The sequence below is a fragment of the Rossellomorea sp. DA94 genome (assembly GCF_029834455.1).
In the GTDB taxonomy this organism is placed as follows: domain Bacteria; phylum Bacillota; class Bacilli; order Bacillales; family Bacillaceae_B; genus Rossellomorea; species Rossellomorea vietnamensis.
On record NZ_CP122397.1, the window covers coordinates 3,790,604 to 3,812,457 of the forward strand.

The following is a 21,854-nucleotide window of genomic DNA, read 5'->3' on the forward strand; positions in this document are numbered from 1 at the left end:
TTTTCTCATTTCAATAACTTCTTGATAATCTGCAAGCCGAATCGCCCACTTGGATAACGGAAGCTCATATCGAACTTTGTCGTCTGTTTCAAGATGCTCTTATAATGGGAGAAGGTCGAAAAGCTCGATTCTCCGTGATAATTTCCGATTCCGCTCTCCCCTACCCCGCCGAAAGGAAGATAAGGCGTAACGATGTGCATGAGGGTATCATTTACGCATCCACCCCCATAGGAAATCGATCCATTGATTTTCTCTTCTGTGATGGGGTTTTCCGTAAACAGGTAAAGTGCCAAAGGTTTCGGACGCCCGGTCACGAACTCGATGACTTCATCCAGATCCTCATACTCGATGACAGGAAAAACAGGGCCGAAAATCTCATCCTGCATCACCGGTACAGAAAAATCCCTTGGCTCCATTAAGGTCGGTTCGATTTTCAAGCTAGCGGGATCAACATTTCCACCTAATAGGATTTCCCCGTCTTCCAGATAGCTTGTCAGACGATTGAAATGGCGTTCGTTGACAATCCGTCCGAATTTATCGCTTTTCAAAGGTTCAGTCCCATAAAACTCAATGACGGTTTTCTTAAATTCAGTGATGAATTCATCTTTCTTGCTTTTATGGATAAATAAATAATCCGGTGCGATGCAAGTTTGTCCAGCATTTGTCACTTTCCCGAAAGCGATACGCTTGGCGGCTAGAGGGATATCCGCCGTTTCATCGACAATACACGGGCTTTTCCCGCCGAGTTCAAGGGTTACCGGGATCAACTGCTTGGCCGCGGCTTCCATGACCACTTTCCCGACAGGCACACTTCCGGTGAAAAAAATATAATCAAAACCTTGTTTGAGAAGATTCTGGGTCGTCTCCACTCCGCCCTCTATGACAAACAACTGCCTTGGATCAAAATGCGTGTTGATCATTTGAGCGAGTAATGCAGAAGTAGTCGGGGTGAGCTCCGAAGGTTTGATGATTGCTGTATTCCCCGCTGCAACCGCTCCGATGACCGGTGCCAGGGCGAGCTGGATCGGATAATTCCACGGTGCGATGATCAAGGTGACTCCGTATGGCTCTGGCACAGTATAGGCCTTCGATCCAATATGGGTTTTCGCCGTTTTCATTTTTTTCGGTTCTGCCCATTCATCGATATTCTTAAGGACGAATCGAATCTCCTCCAGAAGGATGCCGATTTCCGTCGTATACGCTTCCATGTCGGATTTATTCAAGTCTTTCTTCAGGGCACTGATGATTTCTGTTTCATGATTTTTTATGACGGTGTAGAATTTTTCTAACAAATCTTTTCTGTATTGAAGGGGACGGGTCACCCCGGACTTAAAAAATTGCTTGTGCTGTTGAAGACTCGCTTCTATCGCCTCGAGAGAAGCTTCCTCTATAAACAATTCAGTAGACATTTGTTTCCCTCCGAATCTTTAATGTTTATAAGTTTAAACATAAGAACTAAAATTCCGCAAGCATTGTGCATATACATATAGGCATTTTCAGTGATTTTACCCTAAACCACGGCTTCCTAATCATTTCTACATTCCTTTCGGGAACTCCTTTAAATACAAGGCTCTATTCGTAAACTTTATTGCTATGTAAGGTAGCGAGTAGTGGTTGATTTCCGCTGCAGGTGCTCGCTTTCCGCGGGGCTGGCGGTGAGCCTCCTCGGCTGCAAGTGGTGTCCTCTCCTTGTCCAGCTCCGGCGGCTAGCCCCTCGAGGTCATAAGCTAAATGATCCAAGAAGGCAAAAAACGCCTTCCCGGCCCATTCAGCTTATGCTTGTCGGGACTGAGCAAGCCGCCTCCGCTTTTCGTTGTTTCCCGCAGGAGTCGAGCACCTTCCGCTACAATCAACTTTATTGTAATTGGAGGGTTTACCTACTTCTGTACACCTCTAGAAATCATCATTTTCTATTTGTAGAGTGGTCGATTTCAGCTTGAATAGTAAAATGCTGTTTCATTCGTTTTTTCACTGGTAAGCTCTGTCACGCTATCTCATTTAGATGGGGAGGGGAACGGCGTAGACTCCTGCGGAAAAACGGACGAGACAAGACCCCGCAGCGAATGCGAGGAGGCTTGGCCGTTCGTCCGCCGGAAAGCGAAGCCGTTCCCCTCACCATCTATCCATACACACATAGACAGAGACTCAGAGTTCTTATGTTAGAAAACAACAAGCTTTACGAAAAGCACTAATAAAAAAAGAACGTACCCCATAAAAAATGAGAATACGTTCTTCTTATTCATGCGATCGTTACACCCAACCTCTAAATCTTGAGGCTTCAGCCATTTTGCGTGCGCCGACCATGTATGCGGCTAGTCGCATATTCACTCGACGATTCTGAGATGTTTCGTATACATTGTTGAAAGCTTCGACAAGTTTAGCATAAAGCTTCTCGTTTACTTCTTCTTCTGTCCAGTAGTACCCTTGATTGTTCTGAACCCATTCGAAATAAGAAACCGTTACCCCTCCGGCACTTGCCAGTACGTCCGGCACCAGGAGGATTCCTCTTTCTGACAGAATTCGTGTTGCTTCGAAGGTAGTAGGACCGTTTGCAGCTTCTACCACAATGGATGCTTTAATATCATAGACATTGTCTTCCGTGATCTGATTTGAAATCGCTGCAGGTACAAGGATGTCACACTCGAGTTCCAGCAGTTCCTTATTTGAAATCGTGTTTTCAAATAAAGTCGTTACAGTACCGAAGCTGTCCCTGCGATCCAACAGATAATCAATATCCAAACCAGCCGGATCATGGAGAGCTCCATGGGCATCGGAAATCGCGATGACTTTTGCACCGGCATCATTCATGAATTTTGCAAGGAAGCTTCCGGCATTACCAAATCCCTGGATGACGACGCGTGCACCTTTAATATCGATGCCGCGCTTCTTCGCTGCTTGTTCGATACAGATGGTCACACCTTGAGCCGTTGCTTTTTCACGGCCTTGGGAACCACCAAGGACGATCGGTTTTCCTGTAATGAATCCCGGTGAGTCATTTTCACGGAGACGGCTGTATTCATCCATCATCCAAGCCATGATCTGAGAATTTGTGTACACATCAGGTGCCGGGATATCCTTGGTCGGCCCAACGATCTGACTGATGGCACGTACGTAGCCGCGGCTTAGCTTCTCAAGCTCAGTGAAGGACATCGTGCGCGGATCACAGATGATCCCGCCTTTCCCTCCACCATATGGCAGATCCACAATCCCGCATTTCAAGCTCATCCACATGGATAAAGCCTTGACTTCCTCTTCATCCACTTCAGGATGAAATCGTACTCCACCCTTTGTCGGACCTACTGCATCGTTATGTTGTGCACGGTAGCCTGTAAATACTTTGATACTGCCATCGTCCATTCGGACAGGGATCCGGACGGTCAACATACGAATCGGCTCTTTCAGAAGTTCATACATTTCTTCCGTATATCCAAGCTTCGATAAAGCATCATTGATGACATGCTGTGTAGAAGTAAACAGATTAAGGTTTTCTCCCATTGTAAACATTCGCCTCTTTATTATGTGATCTGAAACGTTGTTATTGTAACATATTACCGTATCTTAAACCATTGACTTGGGAAAGAAATAATTTTTATTTTCAAGCGTTTTCAAGTCTATTAAAGAAAAAAACTTCTCAGTCCGCCTGCGCTATCAAGACAGTACTTTTTTGATTCTTTCGATGGCCCAATCGAGGTCTTCTTGTGAGATGACCAGCGGCGGGGCAAAACGGATGACTGTATCATGTGTTTCTTTACAAAGCAGTCCTTCTTCTTTCAGTTGTTCACAGTATTTGCGGGCCGGTTCTGTCAGTTCCACCCCGATAAATAATCCGCTTCCACGAACTTCCTTAATCATAGGATTATCTATCTCACGAAGTTTACTCATAAAGTATTCTCCCATTTGAAGGGAACGGCCTGCAAGATCTTCATCGATCAATACATCAAGGGACGCAACAGACACCGCACATGCCATCGGATTCCCTCCGAACGTCGAGCCATGTGACCCTGGATTGAATACGCCCAGCACTTCTTCATCAGCAACCACACATGAAATCGGGAATACTCCGCCTCCGAGTGCTTTTCCAAGGATGTACATATCAGGATTGACATCTTCCCATTCACATGCAAACATTTTTCCGGAACGGGCCAGCCCTGCCTGGATTTCATCAGCAATGAAAAGGACATTATTCTCCTTACATAATTCATACGCCGCTTTCAGGAACCCCTTTGGAGGGAACACGATTCCTGCTTCCCCTTGGATCGGTTCGATGAGGAACGCCGCTGTGTTTGGTGTGATTGCTTCTTTCAACGCATCAAGGTCCCCGTAAGGAATCAGGTTGATTCCCGGAAGCATCGGACCGAAGCCCCGTTTGTATTCCTCTTCTGAAGAAAGGGATACAGCTGTCATCGTCCTGCCGTGGAAGTTTCCGTTACAGGCGATGATTTCAGCGCTGTTTTCGGCAACGCCCTTTACATCGTATGCCCAGCGTCGAGCCGTCTTGATCGCCGTTTCCACAGCTTCAGCACCTGTATTCATCGGAAGAGCCATGTCTTTACCCGTCAGCTTACAGATCTTCTCATACCACGGTGCCAATTGATCATTATGGAACGCTCGTGACGTCAGTGTCACACGGTCTGCCTGATCTTTCAGCGCCTGGATGATCTTTGGATGACGATGTCCCTGGTTGACCGCTGAATAGGCGCTGAGCATATCCATATACTTATTGCCTTCAGGATCCTTTACCCATACACCTTCCGCTTCTGAAATAACGATCGGAAGTGGAAGATAATTTTTGGCACCATACTTTTCTGTTTGTTCGATGATCGAATGCGTACTTACTGTCATACTGATTCCTCCTTCGATATTTTAGATCTTTCTCTTTTTTATAAAAGGATGAAGCCTCTGTTTTCAAAGGCCCCTCCCGTTTTCACTCTTAACGTGGTACTGATGTTGTTTTTACACCAAGGTGAAGCAGAGTCTCAACTGTCCTGCTCCCTTAAAGAAAGATTTTATTCATCCTCATCTTTAAGTGTGCAAAAAATATTTGCATTTAGAAAACCCTTACATTTATAATAATGCAAAAGATAGTTGCGTTTTTCAAGAGTTTTTTAAAAATTTTTTATCATTCCACTCTTTTTGCGGATCCCGATGAGATGGGGCTCGCTTCCATCCATGTCAGTATGGGAAATCCGTACAAGAAAGAACCATAGATTAACAAGGGGAGAGAAACAGCATGCTGGAATCTGAAAAACGATTGTATATGTATGAAAAAGTCGCTGAACATCTCGAATCAGGTGTCCATGTCATCGATTCTACCGGAAGGACCATCATCTACAATCGCAAGATGCGTGAAATTGAAGGAATGGACATTGAAGACGTCCTGGATAAAAATCTGCTGGATGTTTTTCAATTTCACTCCGAGGAAGAAAGCACCCTTTTAAAGGTTTTGAAAACCAATAAACCTACCCTCAATGTCAAGCAGACCTACTTTAATATGAACGGAATCGAAATCACGACGATGAATGATACCTTCCCGATTTTTCTCGATGAAATGCTGATCGGAGCCATCGAAATTGCCAGGGACATCACCAAACTCGAGAAGGTGATGAGGGATCAGATACATAAAAAGCCCAGCAGTTTCTTCACCTTTGATAGCATCATAGGGCATCACCCCCGGCTCTGTGACGCTGTCGAAACAGGGAAACGGGCGACTCGGACCTCTTCCCCTGTCTTGATCTGCGGCGAAATCGGGACCGGGAAGGAGCTTTTCGCCCAAAGCGTTCACAACGACAGCGCCCGTGCCAACCGTCCCTTCATCACCCAGAACTGCTCTTCTTTACGCGATGACATGCTTGAAGAAATTCTTTTTCATGACAAGAGTGAGGGGAAAGACCCTGAACATCACCGTCCCTCTCTCTTCCGACAGGCACAGGGAGGAACTCTCCTCCTTGACGAAATCAACTCATTATCCCCTTCCCTTCAGGAGAAACTGTTAAACTTCCTCTCCAGAGGGACGGAGCTTCCATTTGACGTCAGGGTGATGGCAACGGTGAACGAGGATCCCATCGACGCCATTGCAGAAGGGCGGTTATTGAAGGAGCTGTATTATCGGCTGAGCATCGTGTCTATCTTCATCCCTTCTCTCCGTTCGAGAAAAGAAGATCTGACTGAGCTTGTGGGTTATTTCATCAACCAGTTCAACCACCACTTCGCCATGAATATCAAGGGGATATCCGACGAAGTGCGGGAGATTTTCCAACATTATGACTGGCCGGGGAACGTACGGGAACTGGAGCATGTCATGGAAGGGGCATTCAACCTTGTAGGGTTTGAGGAAGAAATCGGCTACAAGCATCTTCCCTTCGGATTCAGGCAGAGGATCCAACATAGTGTGACAGATGATGAAAGCCAGGATGGAGCGGAATTCCTCTATCAATCAGGCACGGAAATCAAGCCGTTGGAACTTTTCATAGAAGAAGCCGAAACCTATTATATTCAGAAGGCATTGAAATACCACGACTTCAATATCACCAAGACTGCGAAATCATTGGGGATGAGCAGACAGAATCTACAGTACCGTATACGGAAATACGGGATCGAGCGGAATTCATTTTAATTGGTTGGAGACCACTTTCTCTTTTGGGGCAGTGGTTTTTTTGTTGGGTGAGAGGTGGCGGTTGGCGTTGTTCGACGGCGGCGAAGGTTATCGTTTATTTTTAGAAGGATTGATATATTTTCATAAAAAAAGAGACAACCTTTAAAACAGGCTGCCTCTTAAAGTGTCCATCTCATACTTTTATCAATTTAGAATCCGTAATGAATCGTACACCTTCCGTAGATTCCAGGGAGAATACTCCCCCTCTGCCTTCTTTCACATCCAATATGATCCGGAAATGCTTCCAATATTCATATTGCTGTTCGTTCATATAAAAAGGACAGTCGGCTACAGTACCTACCAATACATCACTGTCACCGATGATCAGATCATCTTGACTCAAACACATAGGGGAACTGCCATCACAACATCCACCGGACTGATGAAACAAGAGGGCTCCGTGCTTTGCCTTTAACGTTTCAATCAGCTGGAGTGCTTGTTCTGTCGCCTCTAGTCGCTGCTCCATTTTAGAAGAATCCTAACGCTTTGGGACTATAGCTGACTAGTAAATTCTTGGTTTGTTGATAGTGTGACAGCATCATTTTATGGTTTTCACGACCAATACCGGACATTTTGTAGCCTCCGAATGCTGCATGTGCCGGATATTGATGGTAGCAGTTGGTCCATACTCGTCCTGCCTGAACCTCTCTGCCGAAACGGTAAGCCGTGTTCATGTCACGCGTCCATACACCCGCACCAAGTCCATAAAGAGTGTCATTGGCGATTTCAAGGGCTTCTTCTTTCGTCTTGAACGTCGTGACGGAAACAACCGGTCCAAAGATTTCTTCCTGGAAAATACGCATTTTATTATCGCCTTTGAATACGGTCGGCTTCACGTAGAATCCTGCTTCATGATCGCCTTCGAGTTTATTCTGCTCTCCACCGATCAATACTTCTGCCCCTTCTTCTTTACCAATTTCAATATAAGAAAGGATTTTATCCAATTGCTCCTGAGAAGCCTGGGCACCAAGCATCGTGTCCGTATCCAGCGGATTCCCCTGCTTGATTTGTTTCACACGCTCGATCGCGCGCTCCATGAACTTATCGTAGATGGATTCCTGGATCAGGGCTCTTGAAGGACAGGTGCACACTTCCCCTTGGTTTAGGGCAAACATGACGAATCCTTCGACTGCTTTATCAAGGAAGTCATCATCCTGATCCATGACATCTTCAAAGAAGATATTAGGTGATTTCCCACCAAGCTCCAATGTGACAGGAATAATATTCTGTGACGCATATTGCATGATCAGGCGGCCCGTTGTCGTTTCACCCGTGAAGGCTACTTTCCCTACGCGCTTGCTCTGTGCGAGGGGCTTCCCGGCTTCCACTCCAAACCCTTGTACCACATTCAGTACACCTTTTGGCAGCAGGTCTTCAATCAGTTCAACCAGTACCATGATGGATGCAGGTGTTTGTTCTGCCGGCTTCAATACAACACAGTTTCCTGCAGCAAGGGCAGGTGCGATCTTCCATACGGCCATGAGGATCGGGAAATTCCAAGGGATGATCTGGGCCACAACCCCGATCGGCTCATGGAAGTGATAAGAAACCGTATCGTTATCAATTTCCCCAAGTGAACCTTCCTGACCACGGATGCATCCGGCAAAGTAGCGGAAATGATCGACTGCGAGGGGTAAGTCCGCAGCCATCGTTTCACGGACCGGCTTCCCGTTATCCCACGTTTCGGCTACCGCAAGCATTTCGAGATTCTCTTCCATGCGATCGGCGATTTTGTTCAGGATATTGGCTCTTTCTGCTACAGACGTTTTACCCCATGCGTCTTTCGCTGCATGTGCCGCGTCCAATGCCTTTTCTACATCTTCTTTGTTTGAACGGGCGATTTTGGTGAATACTTGGCCCGTTACAGGAGATACATTTTCAAAATACTCCCCGCTTGCAGGCGGAACATATTCACCACCGATAAAGTTCTCATACTTGTCTTTAAATTGGACCAACGAACCCTCTGTATTCGGATTATTATAAAGCATCTAAGTTCCTCCTGATTTTATGTATTTTTATTTAGTTAAGCGCTTTCATTTTTCATTATATGCCATTTAGGAGGTACGGACAAGTATATTGTATAAATATTCTTTATTTTTAGTTAATTAATGACAAAATGCTCCATGAATGGACAAAACCTTTTCATAAAAAAAGATGACCCTATAGAAGGATCATCTTTCTTTCAATTACTGTAGACTACCGAGGATAAAATATCATGGTCGGTCATCAGATGACCGTGATTTTTCTTTAATGATTCTGCCAGTTGCTCTGGCATTTTCTCCGAGTCGTAAGCACAGACAACAGTCAGTTTGAGCTCATGGACCACACGGTCAGTTTCGTTCTCGAACCAATCAACGATAGAGCATGGGTCTTCCAATGCCCCCCATTCCACATTTGTCCATGATCTAACGTTAATCCCTTTTTCAATAAAGGGTGTGATTGTCTTCATCAGTTGCTCATATATAGCTGGGGGATGATAACTTCCACTGGATTGATAAAAGTCAAAGTTACTGACAGCGTGGACCTTTTTCAATTGATCACTCGTTAATCGATTTTTTAGCTCTTTACTAAATACGTTCATGTTTCTCTCGTTCTCGATTAATAAGACGTGTTCTCCCGATTCAATTCCTTCCAGAATGTAGGTAAACGTATTTTTCAGATACTTCTCCCTATCCTGATAGGCATAAAGCACATGAGAACATTCATTCGCCTCTAATAGTTCACTTATCTTCTCTCTCAATTCGTGCCACCTCCCCATTTTTCTTTCTCTTAGAACTTATTCAATAGTATATTGGTAAAATCCTCTATTATAAAAGGAATTCATTAAACTGTATATAGTTTGTAATAAAAAAACTGCCCATTGGATGGACAGTTTTGAATAGGTTATTATTTCTTGATTAGATCTTCACGTTCTGATTGCTCGATCCACTCTTCAAGCTTGTCTTTAAGAGTGTTAAAGCCAGCTGGTGTTGTTTCTTCGTTTGCTTGCTTCACACTTCCTTGACCTTGACGGCGAGGTTTTTTCGCTGCTGCCGGCTTTGCTTGTTGAGCAGGAGCTTCTTCTGTAGCACGGATAGAAAGGCTGATTTTACCAGCTGCTTCGTCCACTGATAATACTTTCACCTTTACTTCGTCGCCTACTGAAAGGTGCTCACTAACGTCTTTAACAAATCCGTGAGTGATTTCAGAGATATGGACTAATCCTTGAGTTTCTTCGTCAAGTGCAACGAACGCACCGTATGGTTGAATGCCTGTAACTTTACCTGTTACAACAGTTCCTGTTTCGAATTTTGTAGTCATGGTAACACTCCTAGTATATATATTATTTTTCGTCTTTACACGCAATTGTAGATTATATCATAGAATCGGGAATTCGGCAAAGGGATTTTCTCTGCGCTCCTTCCTTTACATCCTACCATCCGTCTAGAATTGCATTCTCACTAGTTATGCTTCCCAATTATTCATGTTATTAAAACAGAATGAAACAGGGCTTCACCGGGACTCAATCCGTTCCGAAGACTGATTGATGGACATTTCACGTATCCACCCCTTTCCTCTATAGTATGCCGCCTCTCTCCTCCTTCAAAGAAATCATCCGCCCTAGCAAAAAAAAAGCCCGACCCAATCAAATATGGGTCAGACTAAAAGTTCTTAATAGCTGAAGATTTTTTCTTTCTTTGTTTTTGGATAAATGGAACGGCATATAACATGAAGGCTGCGATATGTGCGAATGCAAGATTTGCTACGAACAGACTCCATAGGGTCACATGTCCCCAGCCTCCGAGTTCGGGTACCGCTACATAATAGATAAACACTGACCATAGAGCTATAACAAATGGGATGTGAAGAACCGCCCATTTACGATGTTCGACCCAAAGAAAAAGTGGAGTTGCCGTTGCGACGAATAGGTATACTAGAAAGACATCCATTTCAATTCCTCCATTTCTGTAGTAAACGCTTTCAATTGTGGCGAAAAAAAGAATAATTTGTGAACGTTTTGTTACAATTAGTATACTACATATTCAGAAAATTTCCAGTCTGTTTGCCTTGTTTTTGACTTCTTTTCTAAAAATTAGTTGAAAAGTAATGTTTTTAAGCGTTTTCATCCATAATAAATGGAAATATGGTGCCATCCTTTCTTCATTGAATACCATTACCTGTCCTTTACCCCATTTATTGAAAATTTAAAAATCCGGTGTACAGAGGTACTAAAACATAGTACGATTGAAAAATCTTATTTTTTGAAAGGAGGATCTTACATATGGCCAAGAAAGATCAATGGACTTCTAAAATAGGCTTTATCCTGGCAGCGGCAGGGTCCGCCATCGGCTTAGGCGCAATTTGGAAATTCCCTTATATGGCCGGTGCGAATGGCGGGGGTGTTTTCTTCTTGCTCTTTATCCTTTTTACCGTTTTAATTGGGACCCCCATTCTTCTCGCTGAATTTGTCATCGGCAGGCGTGCAGGGGCGGATGCTGTTACTTCTTATAAAATATTGGCCCCTCATTCCCGTTGGCACTGGATCGGTTATTTAGGAACGGTGGTGTCGTTCATCATCTTATCCTTTTACAGTGTGGTGGGGGGATGGATTCTTTCTTATTTGGCAAGAAGTGTGACAGGCTCTTTGACAGGAAAATCGCAGGAACAATATGGGGCTTTGTTTGAAAGCATCATAGCGAATCCAAAAGAAGTGCTGATCGCTCAGTTCGCCTTCATCGTCATCACGATCCTTGTCGTACAGGGCGGGATTCAAAAAGGGATCGAACGTGCCAGTCGCTATATGATGCCTGCGCTATTCATTTTATTCATCATTCTGGTGATCAGATCCCTGACACTGGAAGGCGCGATGGAAGGTGTCCGCTTCCTGTTACTACCTGATTGGAGCTATTTGAATGGAGAGACGGTCCTCCTCGCACTGGGACAGGCATTCTTCGCTTTAACGGTCGGTCTATCCGTCATGGTGACGTATGCATCGTATCTATCTAAAGAAGACAGCATGCCAAGGTCCGCCATCAGCGTTTCAAGTCTGAATATCTTTATTTCCCTGCTTGCAGGTCTGGTGATTTTCCCGGCTGTGTATGCACTGGGCTTCAAACCTGATGAAGGACCCGGGATTGCCTTTGTGGTCCTTCCTGCCGTGTTCAATGAGATTGCATTCGGTGGGATATTCTTGACCGTGTTCCTTATCCTGTTACTGTTTGCCACCCTGACATCGGCTTTCTCCATCTTGGAAATCGGGGTCGCTGCCTTGTCCAAGGGGAATCAGAAGAAACGAATGCCGTTCACCTGGCTGATCGGGATCCTCGTATTCATTGCGGGAATTCCAAGTGCCCTATCATTTGGTGTATTCGATGAATTTCTTATCGGAGGAAAGAACTTTTTCGACTTTGCCGATTATATAACGAGTAACTTCGGACTGCCTGTAGGTGCTTTACTCATTTCCATCTTCGTGTCCTATCGAATGAAACGTGAGGACGTCTGGACTGAACTTCAATCCGGTTCATCCATATCCAGGGGGTTATTCAACAGCTGGATCTTCCTCCTGCGCTACATCGTACCAGTAGCGATCATACTCGTTTTCATATCGTAAATCTAAGAGGTCCGTCCCTCACCTTGAGGCACGGACCTCTTATTTATGTAACATTTTGTTCACGGGTTACCGGGCTAATCTTTTCCAATTGGTGATAAACTAAAGATATACGGAAGGCATTTATGAGGAGGGATTTTGCTATGTCTCATTTTGGTGAAAATCTGAAACGAATAAGGGAAGAGCGTAAGTTGTCTCAACAGGAATTGGCTTTACGGGCCCGATTGGGAACGAAAACGATTGAGAAATATGAATCTGATTTGCAGATTCCCGACACCCAAACCATCCTTAAACTTTCTACTGTTCTTGATATTCCTGCTTCCGAACTCATGGAACGGGAAGTGAAAGGTCATCATACTCCTGCAGGGGTCGACGCTGAGATGGAGCAGCTGATCAAAGAACTTGGCCCCAAGCGGACGAAGCTCATCCTTCGCAAGGCCAAGGAATTCTCAGAAGAGGATTTTCTGAGGGTGATGCAAATGCTATATGAATTAAAGTATGAAACACAAGATTCGTAAAAACTTTTTTAATAAAGATGTATAGAGGAACAAAAAAGGGGTCATACTGAAAATAAGCTTTCTAAGTATTCCCCCTTTTGTTTTCATTTGTTGGACGATCATGGTATCGTCCTATTTTTTTGCTCATTTTTAAGGATGCCTGGCGTCGACCGGTAATCCGGTGCCAGGCATCCTTTCATGTAAACCCTAACTCATTAACTGTGATTCTCCACAAATCGCTTCATCCGTTTCACAGCCTCCTGCAGCTGCTCCATACTGGATGCATAAGAACAACGGATAAACCCTTCTCCACCTTTACCGAATACATCACCGGGCACAACCGCCACTTTTTCTTCCATCAGGAGTTTTTCTGCAAATTCCCCGGAAGACATTCCCGTCTTTTGAATGGAAGGAAAGGCATAGAACGCTCCTCCCGGGGTATGGCATGTTAATCCCAATTCGTTCAGGGAGTCGACGAAATAGTGACGGCGGTGACGGTAGCTTCTCTTCATTTCCATCACATCGTCCATCCCCTTATCCAGTGCCTCGACTGCTGCATATTGTGCAGGCGTCGACGCACACATCATGGCGTACTGATGGATCTTCAATAAAGATGACGCAATCTCTTCAGGGGCGCATATATAGCCGAGCCTCCAGCCCGTCATGGCGAACCCTTTCGAGAACCCGTTGATGACGATGGTCCTTTTTCTCATGTCTTCCAGCGAAGCAATTGATACATGGTGATGGTCATAGGCAAGCTCCGCATAAATTTCATCTGAGAAGACGACGAGATCATGTTTCCGGATCACTTTAGCGAGACTCTCTAAATTCCCTCGTTCAAGGACCGTCCCTGTCGGATTGTTCGGGGAACAAAGCAACACAGCTTTGGTCTTTGGCGTGATGGCTGCTTCGAGTTCTTCAGCTGTGATCTTGAAGCCATTTTCCGGTTTGGTTTCGACGGTAACCGGCACTCCGCCAGCCAACTGAACGAGGGGAACGTACGACACGAAGCCCGGTTCCACGATGATCACTTCATCCCCCTGATCGATGATGGCCCTCATGCTGATATCAAGTGCCTGTGAGGCCCCGACCGTCACGATGATTTCCGTTTTCGGATCATAGTCAACCGAGTATCCCTCTTTCATATACCGGGCAATCTTTTCCCTCAACTCGAGAAGTCCTGCATTTGCAGTATAAGAGGTATATCCCTGTTCCAAGGATAGAATCGCCGCTTCCCTCACCGTCCAGGAGGTGATGAAATCCGGTTCCCCAACGCCTAAGGAAATGACCCCTTCCATATTGGCAGCCAGATCGAAGAATTTCCTGATTCCCGAAGGCTTTAAATTCTTAACGGATTGAGCTATGTACGATGTCTTGGTTGTCATGGGGACACCACGATTCTTCTATCTTCTCCATGATCACCGAAGATCGTTCCATCATGCTTATATTTCTTCAATTGAAAATGTGTGGTCGTTGATAAGACAGAATCCAGGGTGGAGAGCTTTTCAGACACGAATGTCGCCACTTCATGCATGGACCGACCTTCCACCGTCACGGACAAATCATACGCCCCTGACATCAGATAAACACTTTTCACTTCTTTATATCGGTAAATCCGGTGAGCCACTTCATCAAAGCCCACTCCTCTTTTCGGAGCGACTTTCACATCAATCATGGCCGTCACCCCTTCATGACCCTCCACTTTCGACCAGTCCACAATCGAGCTGTATCTGACAAGAATATTCGCTTTTTCAAGCTTTTCAACCGCTTCCTCAATTTCCTTTGCCGGCACTTGAAGCATCTTTCCTAAATCTTCTGTGGAAATCCTTGCATCCTTCTGTAAAATCCTTACTAAATCAAGCTCCATTTCTCTCAGTTGCATTCCGCTTCCTCCTCATCGCCACTAAATGGTTTCATTATATCAGAAGTCTCGAATATGAAAAACGTCAACCTATTTTCTCCCTTAAAGGGATGGGATATGTCAGAAGGTTCGAATCAAGGTGTGAAATGCGGAATCGGGGGTAAAATAACTATAATCAAACCAGAAAGGAGTGAGGAAAATGCAGGAAAACGATTTCTCCAGAGTGGTGGAGGTGAACGGTACCAATGTTTACTTTGAATATCATGAACATCCCACTGCCAGAGAGACCTTCGTCCTTCTTCACGGATTCCTGTCATCCACCTTCAGCTTCAGACGGCTTACACCTCTTTTAAAGGAACATTATAATGTCATTTCCATCGACCTCCCTCCCTTTGGAAACAGTGGGAAGCACAACAGCTTCATCTATTCATACGACAATCTTGCCAATACGGTCATCGCTTTGTTGGACCATCTGAGGGTAAGCAGCATCCATTTGACGGGTCATTCCATGGGTGGGCAGATCGCCTTGAATGTCATGAAAAAGGCCCCTGACTTAGTGAAAAGAGGCATCCTGCTCTGCAGTTCAGGATATCTTAAGCGGATGAATTGGCCCGTCACGATGCTGAGCCGCATCCCTTTTTTCCATCTTTATGTGAAACTGTGGCTTACTCGCTCAGGGGTCCGCAATAACCTTGAAAACGTCGTGCATGACTCTACCATGATTGATGATGAAATGATGTTTGGCTATTTGAGACCTTTCCTGGAGGATGACATTTTCAAAGCGCTGACAAGGATGATTCGGGACCGCGAAGGAGATCTATCGGTGAATGACCTGCGAACGATTCAAACACCCTGCCTCCTCGTTTGGGGAGAACATGACAGGGTGGTGCCTTTATCAACGGGAGAGAGGCTGAATCAGGATATCCCGAACAGCAAACTCGTAGTCCTGAAAGAGACGGGGCATCTTGTACCGGAAGAAAAACCAAGGGAAGTATTGGAGAATATCCATTCATTTGTTTCCGCCTCCCCAGAAGAAGTACCGGATGAGGCCAGGACTGAGCCTCTATTTCAAAAAGGACTTTCCCAGACGCTTCTAACTGAAACGTAGGGAGAAGTCCCTTTTTCTTTCCCTTTGAGAAGGGACTCCATCACCCTTCTCTTCCTGTTCTGAAAGATAAACGATAAACATATCATTTTCATCTTTTTCGTTTCCATCATATGATAATACTTACAAATACATAGTCGAAAGGGGAATAATCAATGAGTAGATTTGAAGAAATCATCAACCGGAAAGGATCCTCCTCCGTTAAGTGGGATCTCACAAAAACCGTGTTCGGGAGAGACGATGTCCTGCCTATGTGGGTAGCGGATATGGATTTCCTTCCGCCTGAGGCCGTATTGGAAGCCCTCGGGAACAGACTGAAGCATGGGATCTTTGGCTACACGTTTGTAGGGGATGAAACCGCGGCCAGCATTAAAGAATGGGTTCAAAAACGTCACGGCTGGGATATCGAAACAACCTGGCTGCAATACAGCCCCGGAGTCGTTCCCGCTATATCAACGATCATCCAGGCACTCACTGTTCCCGGAGACAAGGTGCTTGTCCAATCTCCAGTCTATACTCCTTTTTTCAGCCTGGTAGAGGATAATGACAGGGAAATCGTCAATGCCCGACTGCAATATCACGAAGGAAGATATTCCATCGATTTTCAAGCTTTTGAAGAATCCCTCAAAACAGGTGTGAAGCTATTCCTTCTGTGCAACCCTCATAATCCGAGCGGACGGGTGTGGAAGAAAGAAGAGCTAGTCAAAATGGCTGAATTATGTCACAAGTACAACGTCTTGATTGTGTCGGATGAAATCCATTCAGATTTGGTTTATAAACATCATACGCATATCCCCCTCGCCTCTCTCGATGAGACATTCCGGGATATGACGATTACATGCATTGCACCGAGTAAAACCTTTAATCTTGCCGGGTTACAGGCTTCAGCCATGATCACTCCCAATGCTGACATCAGGGAAAAGATCGCAGGCATTCATAAAAAACAAGGCTTCTTTACTCTTAATACACTCGGTATCGTCGGAATGGAAACTGCCTATCGCCACGGCGAACAATGGTTAGATGAAATCCTGGATTACCTGCAGGAAAATGTAAACGTTACGAAGGAATTCATTGAAGAACATCTGCCCGAACTGCAAGTAGTGGAAGCAGAAGGGACGTATCTCCTCTGGATCGATTGCACGAAGCTGGATCTATCCGATGACGAACTGAAGAACAGACTATTGGATAGAGGAAAACTTGCATTGGAACCGGGTACGAAATATGGTCCTGGCGGGGAAGGCTTTGTCCGCATGAACATAGCATGTCCACGGGAGACGCTGATGGACGGGCTGGAAAGACTAAGGACCGCATTAAGCTGAATTAAAAATGTACCAGGTACGGATCATTCCGATTCTACCTGGTACATTTTTTAAACGGCTATTTCTTATCGCTTTTGATCTCGCCACAGGCAATGCGCTTACCGGAATCTCCCGAAGGTTGTGTCATTCCGTCGTCTTTGTTTTCATCAATGATGAGCGAGGTCCCTTCTTTTGTAAAAAGAGAGGTCTTCCCCTTAGATAACGTAACCATCGGAGCCATGAGCTTCACCTTCACCGTTCCGTCTTCCCCCACGATGAGGTTGGGCAGATCTCCGCCGTGGGCCCCTTCAGGATGAAGCAGTCCGTGCTTCGTGTCGTCAGGATTGAAGTGATTACCTGATGAAACGAAATCCGGCCGCTTGCATACTCCTTTTTCATGTATATGGATTCCGTGCTCCCCCGGTGGAAGTCCTTCAAGATCCAATGCGATTTCCACTCCGTCAGATTGCTCCTGAAGGGTGGCATTCCCCAGTGAATCACCGTTCTCATTTTTCATTTCCACTTCCAGTTTTTTCGGGTTTTCAATGGCACATCCGCTTACAAGGAGTGTGATCATGACCATATATAATAGGGATAATTTTTTCATATCGCTCTTCCTCCATCTCTGCATACTCTTTCACCATTGTTGACTCCCGTGGTGAAAATTATTCCTACTTCCTCGAAGTGCTGCTGTATGAAGGATATCCATCAGAACGAAAAAAAAACACGCTCTGGAGGCGTGTTCCGGTTGCTTTATTCTGTTCTCTTCTGAATCCTTGCTTCTTCTTCCATTTTCTTTGTTTTCAATTCTTCGCGTTTTGAAGCTTTCTGGATGATCCGGAAAGTGAGCAGGGCAGCGATCATAAAAATGGCCATCGTAATGCCGGCTGGGATATATTCTGTCTTATCTTCAGGGAAATAGAGAAATAAATTTAAAATAAATGAAGAAAGCATGGTACGCTCCTTTCGAAAACAAACTCTTTGTCCATTATAACAACTCTCTCAAGGACAAACCAACTTCAAATTGTCACCTTTTTAACGATTTATTGAACGTCCACGCGACAATTTCCGAGGAAATACTCTTTTTTTCTCTCCAAAAAATGGGCTGGGACATAACTATCTACATTCTCTCTAAAAACGAACAATACCTAAATGTTGTTAAGAATCACTTTTAGCACCGCTGTTGATTTCCGTGCAAGACTTCGCTTTCCTCGGGCGTTCGGCTGAGCCTCCTCGTCGCTGGCGCTCCTGCGGGGTCTCATCTCTCCGCTTTTCCCGTAGGAGTCTTCGTCTTGCACTCCAATCAACAGCTAGAATCAATGAAATACCTATAATATGCTTTAAAAAAACAAAAAAACCCAAACGAATTCGTTTTCCTTCACAGAATTTCGAATAATCGTTCGGCGTTTTCTTTGGCTAAAACACTATTGTCCCAACCTCGTTTTTAAGCTTTTATTTTAGAACCTTGATGTTTTCAATTATGATATCTTCTTTCGGAAGGCCGTTTTCATCCGCTTCTACGTTTGCAATCTTATCCACGATGTCCATCCCTTCGACTACTTGTCCAAACACGGTATGCTTTTGGTCAAGCCAAGGTGTTCCGCCATTCTCCTTATAAGCATTGATGATTTGCTCAGGGAAACCGGCAGATTTCATCTGGTCTTCCATTTGTGGGTCGAAGTCACTTTTCTGAACTATGAAGAATTGACTTCCATTCGTGTCAGGGCCTCTATTCGCCATCGAGAGGGCACCGCGCAGATTGAATAATTCCGGGGAAAATTCATCTTCGAATGATTCTCCGTAAATGCTTTCCCCACCCGTTCCGTTTCCATTCGGGTCTCCGCCCTGAATCATGAAGTCTTTAATGACCCGGTGGAATTTCAAACCATCGTAATAACCGTCTTTACTGTGTTTGATAAAGTTCTCCACGGTTTTAGGCGCCTGTTCCGGGAATAACTTGATCTTGATGGTTCCCATGGATGTTTTCATTTCAACTAATTTTTCGTTTTCAGCAACTTCTGTTGTCAGCTGAGGATAGGTCATATCTTCATCTCCTTTGGTTTCTTCTGCTGTTTTCTGCTTCTCGGATGCTTTTGGCTTTTCTTCAGTGGTATCTCCCTTTTCTGTTTGTCCACATGAGGCAAGAACTAAACCTAGTAAACAGAGGGTAACGATCATTAAACGCTTCATATATGTACCTCCACATGTTACCTTTATAGTAGTTATTTCTCAGTTTCATTCTGCTTACATTATAATAGAGATTGATGTATTAGAGGAGGTTTTTTATGAAAAACATACAAATTGGTGATTATGTCACAGCTTTTTATAAAACGGGAAAATATGTAGGGGAGGTCACAGGAGAACGACCAGGTGCCTTTGTCGTGAAGATCCAGGCTGTCTTAAAGCATCCGAGGCAAGGCGACCTGCACAATCCACAGGCTGTGGATGTTCCCTTGTTTCATGAACGGAAAGCCCTTGCCCACGGCGAGCGTGCCAACATGCCGGAGAAAATGGTCAAGCCATATGACGGGGACATCCCCGATTACAACGAAACACTTATCTCCTCATACTTAACATTAAAGCAGGAGCTTGAAGCAGACGCTTCCCCCCACGCACAAAAGAGTCTTGAAACATTGCAATCGATTCAAAAGGAATACGAACTGATGTATAACCTCACATTTTAATGAACGACGAGGGACGGACCTTCATTTGAAGGTCCGTCCCTCGTCTTGTCATGCAAGCTGGTTGTAGAATTTGGAGAGGTCGATGCGGTCTCCGATGGTGGTGGGTTCGGCTTTATCGAGGTATTTTTTGTCTTTTTCGACAAGGTTATAGATGTGCTGGGTGGTGAGGGCATCATCCAACGCCTTATGGTGTTTTCCGACACCTTCCCTTCCATATTCCTGGACGGCCTTCCATAGTCCCGTCTGGTTCTGATCACCGAAGAAGCGTTTATATTCCATGGACAGATCGACGAATTGAGCTTGGAAAGGAAATGGAACGCCTGTCTGGGCGCAATTATCGCGCAGTACCTTCATATCCATGTTTCCCCACGTCACTACTTTCGCGACTCCCTTATCATTTAAACCGTTGAAATAATCAATCAGACATTGGAACGATATCCCTGCATCCACTTCACTCTGGCTGATGGATAAAAATCGTTTGCAGCGGTTGGTCAGTTTGGGAAATGCAGTCGGTTTCACATAAGAGGAAAACGTACCTGACACCTTTCCATACTCCACCACCACTACCCCGGCTTCGATGATTTCAGGGAAGAAACCTTTGGGGACCCTATGTCGTTCCGGCATAGAAAACTCAAAATCTATAAACACAAGCTGTTCCGCTTTCGCCACTTAAACTCCCTCCTCAAAATGTAGATAAGACCCCAATTTATCTATAATAAAGAATGTTCTCAGGATAATCCTATTTTTTTGCTCCGAACGGAGAACTGTACAACAAGCTCTTCATTTCTCCATACTTCTTATTCTTACATTATATCATGCTAAGCCCGGAAATTATGACTAATTCCCAGTTTTCCATGTGAATAAATGTTATTCAGTGGACTATGATCCAAATCTTTAATAAAATGAATATTTAGGTATACGAAATAAAAAATCAAATAGAAGGTGTTAATCATTTCACAAAAAAGAAAGAATTTAACCATCATGCTCATGGCCAATTTTCTGGTGGCGGCCAGCGCAACCATGGTGCTGCCTTTTTTATCTCTTTACATTGAAACCTTTGGCACTTACAGTCACGAATATGTACAGCGCTGGTCAGGTTTTGTCTTTGGAGTTACATTTCTAACGGCGTTCTTCATATCTCCCTTATGGGGTCGGATCGGGGATCGTTTTGGGTATAAACCGATCCTCCTCATCACAGGATACGGGATTGCAACGTCCATCTTCTTAATGGGATTCATGCATTCCGTCGGGGGACTGTTCATCCTGCGGGGGATCATGGGTGCGGTGACAGGGTTCATCCCTACATCGATGGCCCTCATTTCCTCCCAGACACCTAAGGAAGAAGCGGGAAGGACACTTGGCACCCTTCAGATGGGAACCGTATCAGGCGGTTTATTCGGGCCGGTGATTGGAGGACTGTTAGCAGACAATGTGGGTTTTTCCTACACATTCATCTTCACTTCCATCGCCATTGCCACTGCTGCGACCGTCGTCCTTTTCGGCATCGATGAACAAAGAAGCAGGGAACAACGGGATCAACGAAACAAATACTCGAGTAAAGAAGTCCTGCAGCATATCTTCAGTCATAAATTACTCGTGACGGTCCTTATCCTATCCTGCCTGATTCAAGTGGCGAACTTCAGCATACAGCCGCTTCTCGCTTTGTATGTTGATGAACTCACTTCTTCTAGTAATCTGGCATTTTTAGCGGGAATCGCCTTTTCCGCTACAGGATTCGGGAATTTGATTGCAACCAGACGGTGGGGAAAGCTTGGTGACGATATCGGGTACGAAAAGGTTTTATCCATCCTTCTCGTTCTCGCATCTATCTTCATCGTTCCACAGGCCCTGGCTGTCGAGCTATGGCAGCTTGTCCTTTTCCGGTTTCTGTTCGGAATTGCAATCGGCGGCATGATTCCATGCGTCACAGCATACATCCGTCAGGAAGCGCCTTTGAGTATGCAGGGGGAAGTCCTTGGATATAATCAAAGCTTCCGGTTCCTTGGTAATGTAATCGGACCTGCCTTTGGAGGAGTCGTATCCGGATATATTGGCATTTCTTCCGTTTTTTATGTAACAGGTGCTTTATTCTTGGGGGCATTTGGATTATTATGGTGGAGTATACATCATTCTCAAACCCCAAGTCATGTGAAAGATTACTAGAAAAGTA

The 21,854-nt window shown here is 44.9% G+C and carries 21 protein-coding genes; 7 read left to right on the forward strand and 14 right to left on the reverse strand.

Features of this window, described 5'->3' with window-relative positions:
- Positions 1-5: 5 nt before the first annotated feature.
- The 3 genes from P8596_RS19760 to P8596_RS19770 form a co-directional block, all read right to left on the reverse strand.
- Positions 6-1,409 (reverse strand): aldehyde dehydrogenase, encoded by a 1,404-nt coding sequence (locus P8596_RS19760; RefSeq protein ID WP_254652230.1) that lies wholly within the window; start codon positions 1,407-1,409, stop codon positions 6-8.
- A gap of 841 nt (positions 1,410-2,250) precedes the next feature.
- Positions 2,251-3,495 carry a Glu/Leu/Phe/Val family dehydrogenase gene (locus P8596_RS19765; RefSeq protein WP_034763858.1) on the reverse strand — a complete coding sequence of 415 codons (1,245 nt, stop codon included), beginning with the start codon at positions 3,493-3,495 and terminating at the stop codon, positions 2,251-2,253.
- A gap of 153 nt (positions 3,496-3,648) precedes the next feature.
- Positions 3,649-4,842 (reverse strand): ornithine--oxo-acid transaminase, encoded by a 1,194-nt coding sequence (locus P8596_RS19770; RefSeq protein ID WP_224522076.1) that lies wholly within the window; start codon positions 4,840-4,842, stop codon positions 3,649-3,651.
- A gap of 388 nt (positions 4,843-5,230) precedes the next feature.
- Between P8596_RS19770 and P8596_RS19775 the strand changes: the two genes are divergently transcribed.
- Entirely contained in the window at positions 5,231-6,613 is a 1,383-nt protein-coding gene (locus tag P8596_RS19775; protein WP_254652231.1) for a sigma-54 interaction domain-containing protein, read from the forward strand.
- Between the two features lie 172 nt (positions 6,614-6,785).
- Here the strand turns inward: P8596_RS19775 and P8596_RS19780 are convergent, their stop codons facing one another.
- The 5 genes from P8596_RS19780 to P8596_RS19800 all read right to left on the reverse strand — a co-directional run bounded on the left by P8596_RS19780 (position 6,786) and on the right by P8596_RS19800 (position 10,581).
- A complete protein-coding gene (locus P8596_RS19780) occupies positions 6,786-7,118 on the reverse strand; it encodes a DUF779 domain-containing protein (RefSeq protein ID WP_254652232.1) in 333 nt (110 codons plus the stop codon).
- Between the two features lies 1 nt (position 7,119).
- Positions 7,120-8,640, reverse strand: a complete 1,521-nt coding sequence (adh, locus tag P8596_RS19785; protein ID WP_034763851.1) for an aldehyde dehydrogenase — start codon at positions 8,638-8,640, stop codon at positions 7,120-7,122.
- A 194-nt stretch (positions 8,641-8,834) separates the two neighbouring features.
- Positions 8,835-9,392: an MEDS domain-containing protein gene (locus P8596_RS19790; RefSeq protein ID WP_254652233.1), complete on the reverse strand. Its 558-nt coding sequence runs from the start codon at positions 9,390-9,392 to the stop codon at positions 8,835-8,837.
- Positions 9,393-9,538: 146 nt separating this feature from the next.
- Positions 9,539-9,952 carry a S1 domain-containing post-transcriptional regulator GSP13 gene (yugI, locus tag P8596_RS19795; protein ID WP_034763847.1) on the reverse strand — a complete coding sequence of 138 codons (414 nt, stop codon included), beginning with the start codon at positions 9,950-9,952 and terminating at the stop codon, positions 9,539-9,541.
- Positions 9,953-10,293: 341 nt separating this feature from the next.
- Complete coding sequence (locus tag P8596_RS19800; RefSeq protein ID WP_034763845.1) at positions 10,294-10,581, reverse strand: spore morphogenesis/germination protein YwcE; 288 nt, start codon at positions 10,579-10,581, stop codon at positions 10,294-10,296.
- Between the two features lie 332 nt (positions 10,582-10,913).
- Here P8596_RS19800 and P8596_RS19805 point away from each other — a divergent pair, with 332 nt between their 5' ends.
- Both P8596_RS19805 and P8596_RS19810 read left to right on the forward strand, forming a co-directional pair.
- Complete coding sequence (locus P8596_RS19805) at positions 10,914-12,242, forward strand: sodium-dependent transporter (RefSeq protein ID WP_034763843.1); 1,329 nt, start codon at positions 10,914-10,916, stop codon at positions 12,240-12,242.
- 140 nt (positions 12,243-12,382) lie between these two features.
- Complete coding sequence (locus P8596_RS19810) at positions 12,383-12,757, forward strand: helix-turn-helix domain-containing protein (RefSeq protein ID WP_034763841.1); 375 nt, start codon at positions 12,383-12,385, stop codon at positions 12,755-12,757.
- Between the two features lie 194 nt (positions 12,758-12,951).
- Here P8596_RS19810 and P8596_RS19815 read toward each other — a convergent pair whose 3' ends face one another.
- Both P8596_RS19815 and P8596_RS19820 read right to left on the reverse strand, forming a co-directional pair.
- The gene (locus tag P8596_RS19815) at positions 12,952-14,121 is read right to left on the reverse strand and encodes an aminotransferase (protein WP_254652234.1); all 1,170 of its coding nucleotides are present in this window, start codon (positions 14,119-14,121) and stop codon (positions 12,952-12,954) included.
- Positions 14,118-14,618 carry an Lrp/AsnC family transcriptional regulator gene (locus tag P8596_RS19820; RefSeq protein ID WP_034763838.1) on the reverse strand — a complete coding sequence of 167 codons (501 nt, stop codon included), beginning with the start codon at positions 14,616-14,618 and terminating at the stop codon, positions 14,118-14,120. Before P8596_RS19820 ends, P8596_RS19815 begins: the two co-directional genes overlap by 4 nt.
- 178 nt (positions 14,619-14,796) lie before the next feature.
- On the opposite strand from P8596_RS19820, the gene P8596_RS19825 reads away from it, so the two are divergent.
- The gene (locus P8596_RS19825) at positions 14,797-15,705 is read left to right on the forward strand and encodes an alpha/beta fold hydrolase (protein ID WP_254652235.1); all 909 of its coding nucleotides are present in this window, start codon (positions 14,797-14,799) and stop codon (positions 15,703-15,705) included.
- Between the two features lie 152 nt (positions 15,706-15,857).
- Positions 15,858-17,021 (forward strand): MalY/PatB family protein, encoded by a 1,164-nt coding sequence (locus P8596_RS19830; protein WP_254652236.1) that lies wholly within the window; start codon positions 15,858-15,860, stop codon positions 17,019-17,021.
- Positions 17,022-17,079: 58 nt separating this feature from the next.
- Here P8596_RS19830 and P8596_RS19835 read toward each other — a convergent pair whose 3' ends face one another.
- The 3 genes from P8596_RS19835 to P8596_RS19845 all read right to left on the reverse strand — a co-directional run bounded on the left by P8596_RS19835 (position 17,080) and on the right by P8596_RS19845 (position 19,043).
- Positions 17,080-17,607, reverse strand: coding sequence for a superoxide dismutase family protein (locus P8596_RS19835; protein ID WP_061810648.1), 528 nt, complete (start codon positions 17,605-17,607; stop codon positions 17,080-17,082).
- A 146-nt stretch (positions 17,608-17,753) separates the two neighbouring features.
- On the reverse strand, positions 17,754-17,954 hold the full coding sequence (locus tag P8596_RS19840) for a hypothetical protein (protein ID WP_034763833.1): 201 nt from the start codon (positions 17,952-17,954) through the stop codon (positions 17,754-17,756).
- Positions 17,955-18,452: 498 nt separating this feature from the next.
- Complete coding sequence (locus tag P8596_RS19845) at positions 18,453-19,043, reverse strand: peptidylprolyl isomerase (RefSeq protein ID WP_408005968.1); 591 nt, start codon at positions 19,041-19,043, stop codon at positions 18,453-18,455.
- 242 nt (positions 19,044-19,285) lie between these two features.
- Between P8596_RS19845 and kapB the strand changes: the two genes are divergently transcribed.
- Positions 19,286-19,684: a kinase-associated lipoprotein KapB gene (kapB, locus tag P8596_RS19850; RefSeq protein WP_224522065.1), complete on the forward strand. Its 399-nt coding sequence runs from the start codon at positions 19,286-19,288 to the stop codon at positions 19,682-19,684.
- Positions 19,685-19,732: 48 nt separating this feature from the next.
- Here the strand turns inward: kapB and kapD are convergent, their stop codons facing one another.
- Positions 19,733-20,353 carry a 3'-5' exonuclease KapD gene (kapD, locus tag P8596_RS19855; RefSeq protein ID WP_034763825.1) on the reverse strand — a complete coding sequence of 207 codons (621 nt, stop codon included), beginning with the start codon at positions 20,351-20,353 and terminating at the stop codon, positions 19,733-19,735.
- A gap of 282 nt (positions 20,354-20,635) precedes the next feature.
- Here kapD and P8596_RS19860 point away from each other — a divergent pair, with 282 nt between their 5' ends.
- Positions 20,636-21,847, forward strand: coding sequence for an MFS transporter (locus P8596_RS19860; protein ID WP_224522322.1), 1,212 nt, complete (start codon positions 20,636-20,638; stop codon positions 21,845-21,847).
- The last annotated feature ends 7 nt before the right edge of the window (positions 21,848-21,854 follow it).

Coding starts and splice junctions, on each gene's coding strand:
- P8596_RS19765 (WP_034763858.1), bottom strand. CDS start 3,495: ATGGGAGAAAACCTTAATCTGTTTACTTCTACACAGCATGTCATCAAT.
- P8596_RS19845 (WP_408005968.1), bottom strand. CDS start 19,043: ATGACCTATCCTCAGCTGACAACAGAAGTTGCTGAAAACGAAAAATTA.
- P8596_RS19840 (WP_034763833.1), bottom strand. CDS start 17,954: ATGCTTTCTTCATTTATTTTAAATTTATTTCTCTATTTCCCTGAAGAT.
- P8596_RS19770 (WP_224522076.1), bottom strand. CDS start 4,842: ATGACAGTAAGTACGCATTCGATCATCGAACAAACAGAAAAGTATGGT.
- kapB (WP_224522065.1), top strand. CDS start 19,286: ATGAAAAACATACAAATTGGTGATTATGTCACAGCTTTTTATAAAACG.
- P8596_RS19810 (WP_034763841.1), top strand. CDS start 12,383: ATGTCTCATTTTGGTGAAAATCTGAAACGAATAAGGGAAGAGCGTAAG.
- P8596_RS19815 (WP_254652234.1), bottom strand. CDS start 14,121: ATGACAACCAAGACATCGTACATAGCTCAATCCGTTAAGAATTTAAAG.
- P8596_RS19825 (WP_254652235.1), top strand. CDS start 14,797: ATGCAGGAAAACGATTTCTCCAGAGTGGTGGAGGTGAACGGTACCAAT.
- P8596_RS19775 (WP_254652231.1), top strand. CDS start 5,231: ATGCTGGAATCTGAAAAACGATTGTATATGTATGAAAAAGTCGCTGAA.
- P8596_RS19820 (WP_034763838.1), bottom strand. CDS start 14,618: ATGCAACTGAGAGAAATGGAGCTTGATTTAGTAAGGATTTTACAGAAG.
- P8596_RS19800 (WP_034763845.1), bottom strand. CDS start 10,581: ATGGATGTCTTTCTAGTATACCTATTCGTCGCAACGGCAACTCCACTT.
- P8596_RS19780 (WP_254652232.1), bottom strand. CDS start 7,118: ATGGAGCAGCGACTAGAGGCGACAGAACAAGCACTCCAGCTGATTGAA.
- P8596_RS19830 (WP_254652236.1), top strand. CDS start 15,858: ATGAGTAGATTTGAAGAAATCATCAACCGGAAAGGATCCTCCTCCGTT.
- P8596_RS19805 (WP_034763843.1), top strand. CDS start 10,914: ATGGCCAAGAAAGATCAATGGACTTCTAAAATAGGCTTTATCCTGGCA.
- adh (WP_034763851.1), bottom strand. CDS start 8,640: ATGCTTTATAATAATCCGAATACAGAGGGTTCGTTGGTCCAATTTAAA.
- P8596_RS19760 (WP_254652230.1), bottom strand. CDS start 1,409: ATGTCTACTGAATTGTTTATAGAGGAAGCTTCTCTCGAGGCGATAGAA.
- yugI (WP_034763847.1), bottom strand. CDS start 9,952: ATGACTACAAAATTCGAAACAGGAACTGTTGTAACAGGTAAAGTTACA.
- P8596_RS19835 (WP_061810648.1), bottom strand. CDS start 17,607: ATGAAAAAATTATCCCTATTATATATGGTCATGATCACACTCCTTGTA.